This window comes from Streptomyces coeruleofuscus (assembly GCF_039532725.1).
GTDB classification, from domain to species: Bacteria; Actinomycetota; Actinomycetes; order Streptomycetales; family Streptomycetaceae; genus Streptomyces; species Streptomyces coeruleofuscus.
The window spans coordinates 137636-152182 of sequence record NZ_BAAASE010000005.1; the positions used below are offsets into that span (position 1 = coordinate 137636).

At 71.2% G+C, this 14547-nt stretch carries 16 protein-coding genes; 6 read left to right on the plus strand and 10 right to left on the minus strand.

Annotation, left to right across the window (positions count from 1 at the left end):
- The first annotated feature begins 25 nt into the window (after window positions 1–25).
- From ABFX81_RS20110 to ABFX81_RS20135, 6 genes are all read left to right on the plus strand, one after another.
- Window positions 26–925: a TauD/TfdA dioxygenase family protein gene (locus tag ABFX81_RS20110; protein ID WP_346138429.1), complete on the plus strand. Its 900-nt coding sequence runs from the start codon at window positions 26–28 to the stop codon at window positions 923–925.
- A 91-nt stretch (window positions 926–1016) separates the two neighbouring features.
- Window positions 1017–1475, plus strand: a complete 459-nt coding sequence (locus ABFX81_RS20115; protein ID WP_086851174.1) for an Rrf2 family transcriptional regulator — start codon at window positions 1017–1019, stop codon at window positions 1473–1475.
- A 143-nt stretch (window positions 1476–1618) separates the two neighbouring features.
- Complete coding sequence (locus tag ABFX81_RS20120; protein ID WP_346138430.1) at window positions 1619–1720, plus strand: putative leader peptide; 102 nt, start codon at window positions 1619–1621, stop codon at window positions 1718–1720.
- Window positions 1721–1872: 152 nt separating this feature from the next.
- Window positions 1873–2991 carry an aliphatic sulfonate ABC transporter substrate-binding protein gene (locus ABFX81_RS20125; RefSeq protein WP_086851176.1) on the plus strand — a complete coding sequence of 373 codons (1119 nt, stop codon included), beginning with the start codon at window positions 1873–1875 and terminating at the stop codon, window positions 2989–2991.
- A 36-nt stretch (window positions 2992–3027) separates the two neighbouring features.
- A complete protein-coding gene (locus ABFX81_RS20130) occupies window positions 3028–3825 on the plus strand; it encodes an ATP-binding cassette domain-containing protein (protein WP_086851178.1) in 798 nt (265 codons plus the stop codon).
- Window positions 3812–4738: an ABC transporter permease subunit gene (locus tag ABFX81_RS20135; RefSeq protein WP_086851180.1), complete on the plus strand. Its 927-nt coding sequence runs from the start codon at window positions 3812–3814 to the stop codon at window positions 4736–4738. Before ABFX81_RS20130 ends, ABFX81_RS20135 begins: the two co-directional genes overlap by 14 nt.
- A gap of 187 nt (window positions 4739–4925) precedes the next feature.
- Here the strand turns inward: ABFX81_RS20135 and ssuE are convergent, their stop codons facing one another.
- Genes ssuE through ABFX81_RS20185 form a run of 10 tightly spaced genes read right to left on the minus strand, consistent with a single transcriptional unit; the run spans window position 4926 to window position 14384 of the window.
- A complete protein-coding gene (gene ssuE, locus ABFX81_RS20140; protein WP_086851181.1) occupies window positions 4926–5480 on the minus strand; it encodes an NADPH-dependent FMN reductase in 555 nt (184 codons plus the stop codon).
- A 12-nt stretch (window positions 5481–5492) separates the two neighbouring features.
- On the minus strand, window positions 5493–6878 hold the full coding sequence (locus ABFX81_RS20145; RefSeq protein WP_086851183.1) for an FAD-linked oxidase C-terminal domain-containing protein: 1386 nt from the start codon (window positions 6876–6878) through the stop codon (window positions 5493–5495).
- Window positions 6875–8038, minus strand: a complete 1164-nt coding sequence (locus ABFX81_RS20150) for an acyl-CoA dehydrogenase family protein (RefSeq protein WP_346138431.1) — start codon at window positions 8036–8038, stop codon at window positions 6875–6877. Before ABFX81_RS20150 ends, ABFX81_RS20145 begins: the two co-directional genes overlap by 4 nt.
- Window positions 8035–9033, minus strand: coding sequence for an ABC transporter substrate-binding protein (locus ABFX81_RS20155; RefSeq protein ID WP_086851184.1), 999 nt, complete (start codon window positions 9031–9033; stop codon window positions 8035–8037). Before ABFX81_RS20155 ends, ABFX81_RS20150 begins: the two co-directional genes overlap by 4 nt.
- Entirely contained in the window at window positions 9030–10133 is a 1104-nt protein-coding gene (locus tag ABFX81_RS20160; protein WP_086851186.1) for an LLM class flavin-dependent oxidoreductase, read from the minus strand. The genes ABFX81_RS20155 and ABFX81_RS20160 overlap by 4 nt, the downstream gene beginning before the upstream one ends.
- Before the next feature lie 8 nt (window positions 10134–10141).
- Window positions 10142–11131 carry an aliphatic sulfonate ABC transporter substrate-binding protein gene (locus ABFX81_RS20165; protein ID WP_086851187.1) on the minus strand — a complete coding sequence of 330 codons (990 nt, stop codon included), beginning with the start codon at window positions 11129–11131 and terminating at the stop codon, window positions 10142–10144.
- Window positions 11128–11862, minus strand: a complete 735-nt coding sequence (locus ABFX81_RS20170) for an ATP-binding cassette domain-containing protein (RefSeq protein WP_086851188.1) — start codon at window positions 11860–11862, stop codon at window positions 11128–11130. Before ABFX81_RS20170 ends, ABFX81_RS20165 begins: the two co-directional genes overlap by 4 nt.
- Before the next feature lie 5 nt (window positions 11863–11867).
- Entirely contained in the window at window positions 11868–12764 is an 897-nt protein-coding gene (locus ABFX81_RS20175) for an ABC transporter permease subunit (RefSeq protein WP_086851190.1), read from the minus strand.
- A gap of 40 nt (window positions 12765–12804) precedes the next feature.
- Entirely contained in the window at window positions 12805–13656 is an 852-nt protein-coding gene (locus ABFX81_RS20180) for a rhodanese-like domain-containing protein (RefSeq protein WP_086851192.1), read from the minus strand.
- The gene (locus ABFX81_RS20185) at window positions 13653–14384 is read right to left on the minus strand and encodes an alpha/beta hydrolase (RefSeq protein ID WP_346138432.1); all 732 of its coding nucleotides are present in this window, start codon (window positions 14382–14384) and stop codon (window positions 13653–13655) included. Before ABFX81_RS20185 ends, ABFX81_RS20180 begins: the two co-directional genes overlap by 4 nt.
- Window positions 14385–14547: the final 163 nt, after the last annotated feature.

A 14547-nucleotide genomic window follows, 5' to 3' on the forward strand; every position in this document is an offset into this window, starting at 1 on the left:
CACCTCCTGAAAGGAACACCCGCACATGACCACCAGCACCGGCTTCGACGTCCGCAGGATCGGCGGCCGCATCGGCGCCGAGATCCTCGGCGTGGACCTGTCCGCCGATCTCGACTCCGCCGTCGTCACCGAGATCAACTCCGCGCTCCTGGAACACAAGGCACTGGTCTTCCGCGAGCAGCGGCTCGACGACGCGGGCCAGCTCCGCTTCGCCTCCCTCTTCGGCGAACTCACCACCGCCCACCCCACCGTCCCCTCCGTCGACGGGAAGCCGCAGATCCTGCCCGTCGACGCCGACGAGGGCATCCGCTCCAACGTGTGGCACACGGACGTCACGTTCGTCCGTACGCCCCCGAAGGCGTCCACGCTGCGCAGCATCGTGGTCCCGCCCTACGGCGGCAACACCCTCATCGCCAACTCGGCCGCCGCGTACCGGGATCTGCCCGAGCCGCTGCGCGAGCTGGCGGACCGGCTGTGGGCCGTACACACCAACGCCTACGACTACGCCGCGCCGAAGAGCGAAAAGGCGGCCGAGTACCGCAAGCGCTTCGTCTCGCGCAAGTACCGCACCGTCCACCCGGTCGTCCGGGTCCATCCCGAGACCGGGGAGCGGGGCCTGTTCATCGGCGGCTTCGCCCAGAGCATCGTCGGTCTCGGCCCGTCCGACTCCCGTGACCTGCTGCGCATTTTCCAGTCGTACGTCACCCGCCCGGAGAACATCGTGCGCGTGGCCTGGACGCCGGGCGACCTCGTCCTGTTCGACAACCGCATCACCCAGCACTACGCCCCCGACGACTACGGCGACCTGCCCCGCCTGCTGCACCGGGTGACCGTCGCGGGCGACGTCCCCACCGGGATCGACGGCACCCTCAGCCACGTCCTCGAAGGCGACGACGCCTCCCACTACACCCCCGCCGTGGCCTGAGCACGTCGGCCGCCGGGCAGCGGACACCCGTCCCTGCCCGGCGGCCCGCCCGCGACGAACGCCGACCGAAGCCGTACGGGATAATGGGCACATGCGGATCTCAGCCAGAGCGGACTACGCGGTACGTGCCGCACTGCAGCTCGCCGCGTCCAGGGACGACGCGCCCCTGAAAGCCGAGGCCATCGCCTATGCCCAGGACATTCCGCACAAGTTCCTCGAAAGCATCCTGAACGACATGCGCCGGGGCGGCCTCGTGCTCAGCCAGCGCGGCGGCAATGGCGGCTACCGGCTGGCAAGGCCCGCCGAGTCCATCAGCATCGCCGACGTCATCCGCACCGTGGACGGGCCCCTCGTCTCGGTGCGCGGTGTCCGCCCGCCGGACCTGTCCTACACCGGCCCCGCCGAGTCGCTGCTCCCCCTGTGGATCGCGCTGCGGTCCAACGTGCGCGAGATCCTGGAGGGCGTGTCGCTCACCGACGTCGCATCGGCCCAACTGCCCGCCGACGTTTCTGCGTTGACCAACGCCCCGGATGCCTGGGTAAACCCCTGACAAGCTGAGCCGATACCCACCGATCCCAAAGAGCGAGAAAACATCGTCCAGCATATGGGCAGCCCCTTGGGGTGGACGCGCACTTCTGCCACGATCCCTAGCAACCAGGTAGGAAAACTAGGAATCCGTGGGGTGGGGTCGTCATGCGAACGCGCAACCGCACGGCCCTGTTGCCGCCCCTCCTGACCTCGCGTCGCCACATCGACTTCGGCCGTACCTCCAGCGCCATCTGTCGACTCGTCTGAGACTCTCCGCGCAACCCGCACGCCCCCCACACCGCTGCGCCCCTGCCGTCCCGCCGGGATGGCGGGCGAAGCGGTGTGCCGGTGTGTATCAGCAGGCCCCACGCCTCCCGTGCCGTGCTCCCCGAACGCCCTTCCCTTGAGAGGACACCTCCGTGTCTGCCGCAAGACCGCTCACCACCCTGCGCACCTTCGCCGTCCTCGCGGCGCTCCCCCTGCTGCTGACCGCCTGCGGCTACGGCGCCGAGTCCACCGACGACGGCAAGCAGACCGAGGTCGCGGCGGACGCCAAGAAGCTCTCCGCCGACGAAGTGAAGATCGGCTACTTCCCCAACCTCACGCACGCCACCGCGCTGGTCGGCGTCCAGGAAGGCCTGCTCCAGAAGGAGCTCGGCGGCACCAGGATCAAGCCGTCCACCTTCAACGCCGGCCCCTCCGAGATCGAGGCTCTGAACGCCGGCTCCATCGACATCGGCTGGATCGGCCCGTCCCCCGCCATCAACGGCTACACGAAGTCGAACGGCAAGAACCTGCGCATCATCAGCGGCTCCGCCTCCGGCGGCGTGAAGCTGGTCGTCAATCCCGAGAAGATCAAGTCCCTGAGGGACGTCAAGGGCAAGAAGATCGCCACCCCGCAGCTCGGCAACACCCAGGACGTCGCGCTGCTGAACTGGATCTCGGAGCAGGGCTGGAAGGTCGACGCGCAGAGCGGCAGGGGCGATGTCTCCGTCGTCCGTACGGACAACAAGATCACGCCGGACGCCTACAAGTCCGGCTCGATCGACGGCGCCTGGGTGCCGGAGCCGACGGCGTCCAAGCTCGTCGCCGAGGGCGGCAAGGTGCTGCTCGACGAGGCGGACCTGTGGCCCGACAAGAAGTTCGTGATCACGAACATCATCGTCCGTCAGGCGTTCCTGAAGGAGCACCCGGACGTCGTCGAGGCCGTGCTGCGCGGCTCGGTGAAGACCAACGCGTGGATCAACGCCAACCCGGACAAGGCCAAGGCCTCGGCCAACGAGGCGCTGAAGGAGGACTCCGGCAAGGCACTGCCCGCCGAGGTCATCGACCCGGCCTGGAAGTCCATCACCTTCCTCGACGACCCGCTGGCCTCCACCCTCAACACCGAGGCGGAGCACGCGGTGAAGTCCGGTCTGCTGGAAAAGCCCGACCTGAAGGGAATCTACGACCTCGCACCGCTGAACAAGGTCCTCGAGGCCGAGGGCGAGGACGAGGTCGACGACGCCGGCCTCGGCGCCGAACAGCCGAGCAACTGACAACCGGATCCGATGAGTTCCCAGGAGGTGACGACCATGGCCACCACGATCGCCAAGTCTGCACAGGACCCCACGGCGGTGACGCACGCCGCCCGCATCGAGCACGTCTCGAAGTCCTTCCCCGCGCCGGGCACACCCGGCGGACAACAACTCGTGCTGGACGACATCACGCTCGACGTCGCACCCGGCGAGTTCGTCACCCTCCTGGGAGCCTCCGGCTGCGGCAAGTCCACCCTGCTCAACCTGGTCGCGGGACTGGACCTGCCCTCCGCCGGCTCGATCGACACGGACGGCCGACCCGCCCTGATGTTCCAGGAACACGCCCTGTTCCCATGGCTGACCGCGGGCAAGAACGTCGAACTCGCGCTGAAACTGCGCGGGATCGCCAAGCCGGAGCGCCGCCAGGAGGCCGAACGGCTGCTGGACCTCGTACGGCTGCAGGGCGCGTACCGCAAGCGGGTGCACGAACTGTCCGGCGGCATGCGGCAGCGCGTCGCACTGGCTCGGGCGCTGGCCCAGGACAGCCGACTGCTGCTGATGGACGAGCCGTTCGCCGCGCTGGACGCCATCACCCGCGACGTGCTGCACGAGGAACTGACCCGCATCTGGCGCGAGACGGGACTGTCGGTGCTGTTCGTCACGCACAACGTGCGCGAGGCGGTGAAGCTGGCGCAGCGGGTGGTGCTGCTGTCCTCCCGACCGGGACGGATAGCCCGGGAATGGACCGTCGGCATTGCGCAGCCACGCCGCATCGAGGACAGCGCGGTCGCCGAGCTGTCCGTCGAGATCACCGAGGAACTGCGTAGGGAGATCCGCCGCCATGGCCACCACTGACACCGGCGTCGACATCGAGAAGGACGGCTCGTCGCCGACCGGGGAGCCACAGGACAGCCAGGATCTGGCGGGACTGGAGGCCGGGCTCGACGCGCTGGACTCGGTACAGACCGGTCGCACACCGCTGCGCGAGACCCTGATCCGCAAGGTGCTGCCGCCCATCACGGCCATCGCACTGGTCCTGGTGATCTGGCAACTGCTGGTGTGGGCCGGGATCGTCCCCGAATACAAGCTGCCGTCACCGTCCGCGGTGTGGGACGAGGTGGCCGTCGCCTGGCGGCAGGGCACGCTCCTCGACTACATCTGGACCAGCGTCTCGCGCGGCCTGCTCGGCTTCCTGATGGCACTCGCCATCGGCACCCCGCTCGGCCTGCTGGTCGCCCGCGTCAGGTTCGTCCGCGCGGCCATCGGCCCGATCCTGTCCGGTCTGCAGTCGCTGCCGTCGGTCGCCTGGGTGCCGCCGGCCGTGCTGTGGCTGGGCCTCGACAACTCCATGATGTACGCCGTGATCCTGCTCGGCGCGGTCCCCTCCATCGCCAACGGCCTCGTCGCGGGCATCGACCAGATCCCGCCGCTCTTCCTGCGCGCCGGGCGCACCCTGGGCGCGACCGGGCTGCGCGAGTCCTGGCACATCGTGATGCCGGGAGCGCTGCCCGGCTATCTGGCGGGACTGAAGCAGGGCTGGGCGTTCTCCTGGCGCTCACTGATGGCCGCCGAGATCATCGCCTCCTCGCCCGACCTCGGCGTCGGCCTCGGCCAGTTGCTGGAGAACGGACGGAACAACGCCAGCATGTCGCAGGTCTTCCTGGCCATCTTCCTGATCCTGCTCGTCGGCATCGCCATCGACCTGCTGATCTTCAGTCCGCTGGAGCGGCGGGTGCTGCGCGGGCGGGGATTGCTGGTCACCCGCTGAACGAACGGATCCGCAAGCGGAACCGGTCCGCTGGTCGCGCTGGGACGGCGGAGCCGCACCACGACCTATGCAGACCCGGACAACCAGCTCGTCGGCATCCCCGCCCGCATCCTCGAGGGCACCGGCGCCCGGTCCATCAATGACCGGCGCGTCGAGAGGGAGCGCTACGGCCCGCGTCGGCCATCGCTCACGCCGCCGCCCGCAGCGGCCGGCGTTCGCTGAGGGCGGTGGAGAACTGGTCGGTGACCTGGTCCAGTGCCTCCCTCGTCCCCGGCTCGACGATGATGCCGCCGTCCTGCCGCACTTCGATGTGCTTGTCCAGGACGAACCAGCCGGGGGTGATGTGGGCGGCGCCCAGTGAGCTCAGCACCGGGCGCAGTGCGTAGTCGATGGCCAGGACGTGGGCGGTGCTGCCGCCGGTGGCCAGTGGCAGGACGGTCTTGCCCGCCAGTGCGTACTGCGGCAGCAGGTCCAGCAGCGACTTCAGCAGTCCGGAATAGGCGGCCTTGTAGACGGGGGTGCCGATCACGACGCCGTCCGCCTGCTCGAACAGGGCGGTGGCCTCGATGATCGCCGGATGACCGAAGTCGGCGCGCAGCAGGGCCTCGGGCGGGAGGGAGCGGACGTCCAGAGGCATCACCTCGTGTCCCTGGTCCGTGAGCCGGGCGTCCAGGTGGCGCAGGAGACGGGCGGTGCGGGAGGTGGCGGACGGGCTGCCGGAAACGGAGAGAACGGTCGCCATGGAGAATCTCCTTCAGAGGGCTTTGCCCGGGTTGAGGATGTGGTGCGGGTCGAAGGCCGCCTTGATGCGTTGCTGCAACGCGTACTGTTCCGGGCCGAGTTCGTCCACGAGCCACCGCCGCTTGAGGGCGCCCACGCCGTGCTCCCCGGTGAGGGTGCCGCCCAGGCGGAGTGCGGCGGTGAAGATGTCGCCCGCCGCCTGCCAGGCCGCGTCAGGGATAACGGGGGTGTCGGGGTCGAGGACGAGAATGGGGTGGAGGTTGCCGTCTGCGGCATGGGCCAAGGTGAAGATCCTCACGTCGTGGCGCTGGGCGATGGCAGTGATCTCCCGCACGGCGGCGGCCAGTTGGCTTCTGGGCACCGCGATGTCCTCGATCAGCACCCGCCCCAGCCGCTCCAGGGCGGGCAGAGCGAGCCTGCGGGCCGTGAGCAGCCGGTCCGCCTCCGCTGGGTCATCGGTCGTCTCGACCGACGTCGCGCGCCCGCGCAGCACCTGCGCCCCCAGCTCCGCCTCGGTCCCGGCCGCGCGTCCGTCGCACTGCAGAAGCAGCAGCGCACCGCCACGTGAGCGCAGGTCCGTGCCCTGCGCGTCGTCCACGGCAGCCAGCACCGGTCCGTCCAGCAGTTCGGCCATGGAAGGCTCCAGCCGGGCGGCGGTCAGCGCCGACACGGCCTCGGCCCCTTCGGCGAAGGTGTCGAAGTAGGCGGCGACGGTGGCTGTCGTCTCCGGCACCGGCCGCAGTCGCAGCGTGGCCGCGGTGATCACGCCCAGGGTGCCCTCGGAGCCGGTGAGCAGGGCCGTCAGGTCGTAGCCGGTGACTCCCTTGACGGTGCGCCGGCCGGTCCGCATCGGTGTGCCGTCCGCGAGGACCACGTCGAGGCCCAGCACCGCGTCCCGGGTCACCCCGTACTTGGCGCAGCGCAGCCCGCCCGCGTTGGTGGCGATGTTGCCGCCCACGGTGGAGATCGCCGCGCTCGCCGGATCGGGGGCGTAGCGCAGACCGAACTCACCCGCCGCGCGATCCAGTTCGGCGGTGACGACGCCCGGTTCGACGACGGCGATCTGGTCGTGCGGGTCCAGGTCGAGGATCCGGTTCATCCGCGACAGGTCCAGAACGACCGTGCCCGTGCCGGCGTTCGCGCCGCCGGACAGTCCGGTCCCGGCCCCCCGCGGCACCACAGGCACCCTCAGGGCGTGCGCATGCCGCAGTGTCGTCCGCACGTGCTCGGGGTTCGCCGCGTGCACGACGGCCCAGGGCTCCCCGAGCGGGCGGCTACCGGAGCGGTCGGCGGCGTACGGGGCGGTGGCCTCGGGGCCGGTGCTGAGACAATCCCCCGGCAAGTCATGGCTCAGGGCGGTCAACAGGGCCTCGACGGTGCGGGATCGGGTGACGGTCATCCGGTGCCTTCCATCGCACGGCTGCCGACGGCGAGCAGCGCGACGTCCTCCTGCGGGGCGTGCACCGGGGCGCACTGGACGTCGCGGAAGTGCCGCTCCAGCGGGTTGTCGCGGCTCAGCCCCGGATTGCCCAGCAGCCGTACCGCCAGCCCGACCGCCTCGACGGCGTGCCGGTCGGCCAGGATCCGGGTGCCCAGGGCCAGGTCGGGGGTGTACGCCTCGTCGGCCGCGTCCACTTGTTCGGCACCGCAGAACACCAGCTGTTCGGCGGAGTCCAGCCGCAGGGCGATCTCGCCGGCGGCCCGCCGGAAGCGTTCCGTACGGGCGACCGGGTGGCCGAGGTTGGCGGGGATCCGTTCGTGGGCGAAGCGGTGGAAATACCGCTGGGCCGCGCGGGCCACGCCCAGGTAGAGGGCGGCGAGCGGGAGATGGAGGGCGGCGGCTGCCCGGTTGTCCTGCTCGGCGCCCGGACCGTGGGCGGCGATGTCGACCACGTTCCCGGCGGGGATCTCGACCTCGTGCAGTGCGATGTCGTGGCTTCCGCTGGCTCGCAGGCCCAGGTGGTCCCAGAGGTGAGTGATCTCGATGCCCGGGGCGGTGCCGGGTACGGCGAACGTGCCGACCCGTGGCGTGGGCTCGTCCGTGGTGGCCCACACCAGCAGCCAGTCGAGCCCCTCGACGCCGGTGGCGAACCGCTTGCGGCCGGTGAGAGTCCAGCCGGTCGCCGTGCGTCGGGCCACCGTCGCGGGCAGCCCGCCGCGCGCCGGTGAGCCCAGCTCGGGCTCCGCCCGCACGTGGTTGAGCAGCACCGGCCGCCCGGCCGCCGCGGCCAGTACCTGCCCGTACAACTCCTCGGGCCAGTGCGGCCGTACGGCCTGGCGGTGGTGGATGGTCAGGCTCATCGCCGCGATGAGCGCGACCGAGGGGTCTCCTTCGCCCAGTGCGTGCAGGATGCGCGCGGTGGCGGCGACCCCGAGTCCCGGCCCGCCGTAGCGCTCGCTGACGGTGGCGGTCAGCAGGCCTGCCTCGTGCGCGGCGCGGATGCCGTCGGAGGGGAAGGCGCCCGTGCGGTCGTACGCGGCAGCCGTGGCGGAGAGCCGGTCCGTCACCGAGGTGAGGTCGGCTAGATCGGGCACGGGCGGCCGGAGAGCGGTCGTCATGAGGAAAGCGCCTTTCGCAGCGGGGGGTTCAGACGGTCGGACCAGAACGCGGAGACCGCCAGCGGCCGCTTCAGCGCGCCGAGCCCCTGGAAGGCGTCGGCGACCTCCTGCTGGGACGCGGTGACCTGCGCGGTCACCACCCGCACCTCGGTCTTCCGCTGTGCCTCGCCCTCCTCGAACTCCTCCAGCGCCTGCTCCACCGGCTGGTGCGTGGCGGTGGCCACGGCCTTCGCGTACTCCTGCTCGTGCCCGTCGCGGACGTACGCGTACGCCTTGTCGATACGGGCGAGCAGATCGGCCAGGGCCTCGCGCTCGGACGAGCTGGCGAGCGTGTCGTCGGAGGCGGACCACAGGAAGTTCCCGGAGAGGATGTCCTTGCCGGAACCGAGGGTACGGGCGCCCTGCTGACGGGCGGCGATGATCGCGTTGCCGTATCCGGCGAAGGCGTCGATCGAGCCGCCGTTCAGCGCGGCCAGCGCCTTGTCGGGTTCCAGCGGGGCGGCGGTGATGTCGTCCCAGCCGAGTCCGGCCTGCTTGAGCAGCTCGTAGAGGAAGTAGTGGGCGGTGGTGTTCTTGACGTAGCCGACCTTCTTGCCCTTGAGCTGAGCGATCGAGGTGATGTCCGAGCCCTTGGGGGCGATGACCTCCTGGTTGAGCGTGGTGCCGCGCTGCACGGCGGCGACCTTGAAGTTGGGCCTGCCGTCGGCGGCGGCGAACACCGGCGGGATCTCGCTGGAGCTCGCCACGTCGAGAGCCCCGGCCCGGACCGCCTCCAACTGCTTGTCGCCGCCCTGGAAGAGGCTCCACCGCACCTGGTACGGCGTGTCGTCGAGGTGGGCGAGCTTCAGCAGGGCCTCCTCGCGCTTCCAGCCCGTCGCGCCCACGCGCAGCGTGACGGTGTCGCCCCCGTCCTCCGCGCCCGCGGGGCCACCGCAGGCGCTGAGTACCACGACGAGGAGCCCGGCGAGTGCGCTAGCGCCCCCGGCCCGCCTCACGCGACCGCTCCCGAAGCGGCGCGGTGCGCCAGCTCCTGGCGGACCAGCGGGAGGACGTGACGGCTGTAGTCGATCGCGTCGTTGAGCGGGTCATAGCCGCGGACGGACAGCAGTTCGCAGCCGATGTCGACGTAGTCGAGCAGCGCCTTGGCGACCGTCTCGGGTGAGCCGACGAGCGCGGTGGAGGCACCTGCGGCGTTGGTGGCGGAGGCGGGCGCGGTCCACAGGCAGCGGTCGTGGACCTCGCCGCGATCGGCGACGGCCAGCAGCCGCTGCGAGCCGACGTTGGCGGGGGTGCCCTGGCCGAGCGCCGGGTAGTGGCGTTGCTTGGCGCGCTCGGCGTGGTTGGTCTTGATCGAGCCGAGGATGCGGTGTGCCTTTTCCCAGGCGAGTTCGTCGGTGGGCGCGATGATCGGGCGGAACGACACCCAGATGCGGGGGCGGGGCCGGCCGGCGGCGTCCGCGTGGGCGTTGACCGCGGCGATCTGCTCGGCGGTCTCCTTCAGCGGCTCGCCCCACAGCCCGAAGATGTCGCCCTGCTGCCCGCCCACCCGGTAGGCGTCCTCCGAGGAGCCGCCCACCGAGATCGGGATCGTGCCGTGGTACGGGGTGACGTCGGAGCGGAAGCCCTCGAAGCGGTAGTACGCGCCCTCGTGCGAGAGGGGCCCGTCGGCCGCCCACACGTCCCGCAGAATCCGGATGTACTCGTCCGACCGCGCGTACCGCTCGCTCTTGCCCAGGTAGTCGCCCTCGCGGCGCTGCTCCTCGTCGCTTCCGCCGGAGATGATGTGGACCACCAGGCGCCCCTTGCTGATCCGGTCCAGCGTGGCCAGGGCACGGGCCGCGTGGGTCGGGAAGATCACGCCGGGGCGGTGTGCGAGGACGGGCTTGATGCGCTCGGTGTGGTGGGCCACGAACTGGGCCAGCTGAAGCGCGTCGGGGGAGGCGGAGTGGTAGGTGACGAGGGTGTAGTCGAAGCCGCCGTCGTCCAGGGCGCGGGCGTAGCGGCGGGCGTAGTCGACGTCGATGCCCGTGCCCGCGGTGGGGTCGCCCTCGGTGGCGGGGTTGGGATGGACGGCGCTGATGAACTCGACCGGCATGGCGGGGCTCACTCCTTGACGAGGCTGGTGTCGACGTGGTCGGCGACGGTCGGGTTCGGGGTGAGGACGCCGATGCCGTGCATGGTGTCGCCGACCTTCTGCACGGCCTGGACAACCTGCGGACTCACCGGCTCCAGCTCGCTGTTGGCCTGGCTCACCAGCGTCTTCGCGATCTCGGGGGAGGCACCGGTGTTCCGCTGGATGGCCTTGGCGTAGTCGTCCGGGTGTTCCCGCGACCAGGCGAGAGCCTTGTCCAGGCGGCGAAGGTAGTCGGAAACGGCGGCCTTCTTGCCCTGGTCGGCCAGTGCCTTCTCGGAGGCGCCGATGAAGCCGTAGCCGCTCACGCGACCGTCGGCGCCGTTGACGAGGAGCCGGCCGCCCTGCTGCTCGGCGACGGACTTGTAGACCCCGAAGGTGGCCCACGCCTCGATCTTGCCCGAGGTGAACGCGGCCTGCGCGTCGGTCGGCAGCAGATACTGGACCTTGACGTCGCCGTAGCTCAGCCCCGCCTGCTGAAGCGCGTGCGCGAGCAGGTACTCGGCGATGGACCCCTTCGCCGAGGAGACCACGACCTTCTTGCCTTTGAGGTCCTTCACGCTCTTCACCGACGAGTCGTCACGGACCACGATCCCGGTGTGCGTACCGTCGTTGTGCAGCGCACCCACCGCCTTGACCGGCACGCCCCCGGAGAGGGCCTGGAGCGTGGGGAGGTCGGCGGCGTACGAGGTGTCCGCGGCACCCGCCTGCACGGCTTGGAAGAGCGGGGCCGCACCTTCGAACTCGGCCCACTTCACGTCGTACGACGTGCCTTTGAGGGCGCCGGAGGCGTTGAGCAGCGTCTGCAGGTTCTTCGCCTGGTCGCCGATGGTGAGGGTCACCCGCGAGGAAGAGCCACCGGACGCGGCCTCGGTGTTCCCACCGCAGGCCGCTGTGGCGAGGAGCGCAGTGAGGACGAGTGCGGAGCTCAGCGCACGGCTGGTGCGATTGACGGGGTTCATGCGGGTGCCTCTTCCAGGGGATGCGCCGAGGCGTCGTGGACGCCCAGGCGGCGCAGCAGTTCGCCGCGGTGTCGTACGAAGTCGGGAGAGCCGAGGTCGCGCGGCCGTTCCAGGCCGACTTCGGCCTCGTACGAGATCCGCCCGCCGTCCATCACCAGGACCCGGTCGGCCAGCAGCAGCGCCTCTTCCACGTCGTGGGTGACCAGCAGCACCGTGCAGCCGTGCCGCTGCCAGAGATCCGCCACCAGCCGCTGTGCCCTGCCGCGAGTGAGGGCGTCCAGGGCGCCGAACGGCTCGTCGAGGAGAAGCAGTTCGGGTTCGCGCACCAGGGCGCGGGCCAGGGAGACGCGCTGGGCCTGGCCGCCGGACAGGGTCTTGGGCCAGCGGCCGGCGTACTCCTCGATGCCCACCTCGGCCAGATACCGCTCGGCGAGCGCCCGGTCCGGGGAGCCGGGCAGGCCGAGCACGACGTTGCGCCACACGCGCAGCCAGGGCATCAGCCGCGGCGACTGGAAGGCCACCGAGCGGCGCTCCGGCACGCTCACCTCGCCCTCGGTCTCGTTGTCGAGCCCGGCGAGGATCTTCAGCAGCGTCGACTTGCCGCAGCCGCTGTGGCCGAGCAGAGCGACGAACTCGCCCTGGCGCAAGGTGAGATCGAGCCCGTCGATGACCGTCTTGTCGTCGAAGGCCCGGGTCAGCCCGCGGACCTTCACGTTCGCTGTCTCCGTCATGTGGGTCACGCTCCTTCGCCGTCGAACGAGGCACGCCAGGCCAGCAGCCGCCGCGACAGCAGCCGTACGGCGAAGTCGCACAGCAGGCCGAGGACCGCGTAGACGGCCAGGCACAGGACGATGACGTCGGTCTGGAAGTACTGCTGGGCGTTGCTCATCAGGTAGCCGATGCCGGCGTCCGAGTTGACCTGCTCCGCGAAGACCAGGGCGAGCCAGGCGGTGGACAGCGCGTACCGCAGACCCACCAGCGCTCCGGGCAGTGCGGACGGCAGGATCACGTACCGGATCAGACCGACGCGGCCGAGCCCCGCCATCCGTCCCGCTTCGATGAGCTGGGCGTCGGCGGAGCGGATGCCGCCGTAGATGTTGAAGTACAGCGGGTACGTCACACCGAGCGCGACCAGAGCGATCTTCGGGGTCTCGTCGATGCCGAACCAGACGATGAACAGCGGGATCAGGCCCACCCAGGGGATGGCCCGGAACATGCCCATCGACGCGTCTATCACGTCCTCGCCCAGCCGGAACAGTCCCGCCGTGAGCGACAGGGCGAGGGCGACGGCCGCACCGATGAGGAACCCGATCGCGGCGCGGCGGCCGGACGCAGCGATGGCCTGCGGCAGTTCACCCGTTTCGGTCAGGTCAACGGCCCGCTGGACGACGTCGACGGGGGAGGCGAGGACGGACTCGGGCAGCACACCGGTGGTGCTCCCGAGGAACCACACCACCAGCAGTCCGATGGGCCCGGCGGCACGGCGCACACCGCGCGGCACGCGGAGGGCGGGGCGCAGACGTGGGCGTGCAGGGGGATCGCTCTTCGTGGGGGTCGGGGCCGTGCGCGTTGCCGGCGCCGGTGTGTGCGTCGGCGGCGATGTTCCGGAGACGGCGGTGTTCGGGGAGGGCATGGGAGGCCTCTCGGGGAGGAGTCGGGAGGGTGTCGGGGATTCAGTACGGCTGGTCGCCCAGCACGGCCGGGCGGTCGGGGTCGGCGGACCAGGCGGACCACGAACCGGGGTACAGCGCGGCGGGGATGCCGGCGTGGGCGAGCGCCGCGATCTGGTGGGCGGCCGTGACGCCGGACCCGCAGTAGACCCCCACCTCGGTCGCGTCGTCGGCACCCAGCGTCGTGAACCGCACGGCGAGTTCCTCCACGTCGCGGAAAGTCCCGTCGGGATCGAGGTTGTCGCCCGTCGGGGCGGAGAGCGCACCGGGGATGTGCCCGGCACGCGGATCGACCGGTTCGCTCTCGCCCCGGTACCGCTCGGCGGCGCGGGCGTCCAGCAGCACACCTTCACGGGCGACTTCGGCCGCCGCGTCCATGTCCAGCACGGGCAACCGCCCCGGGCTGAGCACGATGTCACCCGGCGCGTGAGCCTCGGACTCGCCGGTCTCCGTGGGGAGTCCGGCCGCGCGCCAGGCGCCCAGCGCCCCGTCGAGCAGAGTCACCCGCTCGACTCCCGCCCAGCGCAGCAGCCACCAGGCGCGGGCGGCGGCGGTGTTGCCGTTGTCGTCGTACACGACCACCGGGCGGCCCGCGGTGACGCCCCAGCGGCGCGCCGCCGCTTGCAGGTCCGCGGGGTCGGGGAGAGGGTGGCGACCGCCCTCGGGTGTGGGCGGGGCGGCGAGTTCGGTGTCGAGGTCCACGTAGACGGCGCCGGGAATGTGATCCTTGAGGTAGTGCTCGCGGCCGTGCGGGTCGCCGAGCCGCCACCGCACGTCGAGGATGACGGGGCTCGGATCACCGCTGTGCAGCAGGGAGCGCAGCTCGGCCACGCCGGTCAGCACCGGGGCGGTCATACGAGGCCCTCCCGTACGGCGATGGGTGCGAGGTCCGGGGAGAGCCGCAGCCGCTCCAGGAACAGCACGATGGTGGCGGCGGCCGTGCGGTGGGTGACGTCGTTGAGGGCGTCGTGTCGGGTCCCGGCCAGGCTCCACAGCTCCACGCCGGGCAGTGCGCGGTAGGCGCGGCCGGCCGCCGGGGGCGGGCTGACCGTGTCGTCGGCGCCGTGCAGGGCCAGGACGGGGACGGAGACGCCCTCCAGGGCATGCAGGTCGGCAGGGGTCGTGTCCGTGAGCGCACCGCGCCGGAACGCGTCGTCGGAGGCTAGCCTGCCCCGGTGCGTGGGGCAGGCGGTGCGCTGGTCGAGTTCGGCCTCCCAGTCGGGCGTCGCGGCGAGGGCGTGCGGTGCGGTGGGTAGCCCGGCGAGGATCAGCGCGTCCAGGCCCGGTGTGCCACGCGCCGCGAGCCACGCCGCGTACAGGGCCCCGGTGTCGGAGCCGGCCAGGACCCGGGGGCCGGGCAGTGTCTCGTCGCGCAGCAGCTTGGCGGCCTGGTCGGTGACCCTCTCCGGTGCGGGCGAGGGGTCGGGCAAGGCACGGACGCGGTAGCCGTCGGCGGCGATGCGGCTGCCGAACCGCTCGTACACGCCGCCGTGTTCACCGCGTCCGGGGAGGAGGACGAGGGTGCCGCGCGGCGCGATCCCCTCTGGTTCGTCCCAGGCGTGGACAGGCTGAGGAGAGCTCATGGTGACTCGATTCATCGGAGGGCTCAGGGGGAGGACGGGGCGCACCTGTGCCGTGGGCGGGGGAGAGCGTGACGCGTACCTGCGTCGAGGGGCCGCACAGCCACCTGGCGTGCGGGATCAGCCGGGCCGGTTCCGGCTCAACGGAGCATCGCGTGTGCGCGGA

Coding starts and splice junctions, on each gene's coding strand:
- ABFX81_RS20170 (WP_086851188.1), bottom strand. CDS start 11,862: ATGACGGAGACAGCGAACGTGAAGGTCCGCGGGCTGACCCGGGCCTTC.
- ABFX81_RS20120 (WP_346138430.1), top strand. CDS start 1,619: ATGCGAACGCGCAACCGCACGGCCCTGTTGCCGCCCCTCCTGACCTCG.
- ABFX81_RS20150 (WP_346138431.1), bottom strand. CDS start 8,038: ATGACGACCGCTCTCCGGCCGCCCGTGCCCGATCTAGCCGACCTCACC.
- ABFX81_RS20145 (WP_086851183.1), bottom strand. CDS start 6,878: ATGACCGTCACCCGATCCCGCACCGTCGAGGCCCTGTTGACCGCCCTG.
- ABFX81_RS20135 (WP_086851180.1), top strand. CDS start 3,812: ATGGCCACCACTGACACCGGCGTCGACATCGAGAAGGACGGCTCGTCG.
- ABFX81_RS20185 (WP_346138432.1), bottom strand. CDS start 14,384: ATGAGCTCTCCTCAGCCTGTCCACGCCTGGGACGAACCAGAGGGGATC.
- ABFX81_RS20175 (WP_086851190.1), bottom strand. CDS start 12,764: ATGCCCTCCCCGAACACCGCCGTCTCCGGAACATCGCCGCCGACGCAC.
- ABFX81_RS20160 (WP_086851186.1), bottom strand. CDS start 10,133: ATGCCGGTCGAGTTCATCAGCGCCGTCCATCCCAACCCCGCCACCGAG.
- ABFX81_RS20110 (WP_346138429.1), top strand. CDS start 26: ATGACCACCAGCACCGGCTTCGACGTCCGCAGGATCGGCGGCCGCATC.
- ABFX81_RS20115 (WP_086851174.1), top strand. CDS start 1,017: ATGCGGATCTCAGCCAGAGCGGACTACGCGGTACGTGCCGCACTGCAG.
- ABFX81_RS20130 (WP_086851178.1), top strand. CDS start 3,028: ATGGCCACCACGATCGCCAAGTCTGCACAGGACCCCACGGCGGTGACG.
- ABFX81_RS20165 (WP_086851187.1), bottom strand. CDS start 11,131: ATGAACCCCGTCAATCGCACCAGCCGTGCGCTGAGCTCCGCACTCGTC.
- ABFX81_RS20180 (WP_086851192.1), bottom strand. CDS start 13,656: ATGACCGCCCCGGTGCTGACCGGCGTGGCCGAGCTGCGCTCCCTGCTG.
- ssuE (WP_086851181.1), bottom strand. CDS start 5,480: ATGGCGACCGTTCTCTCCGTTTCCGGCAGCCCGTCCGCCACCTCCCGC.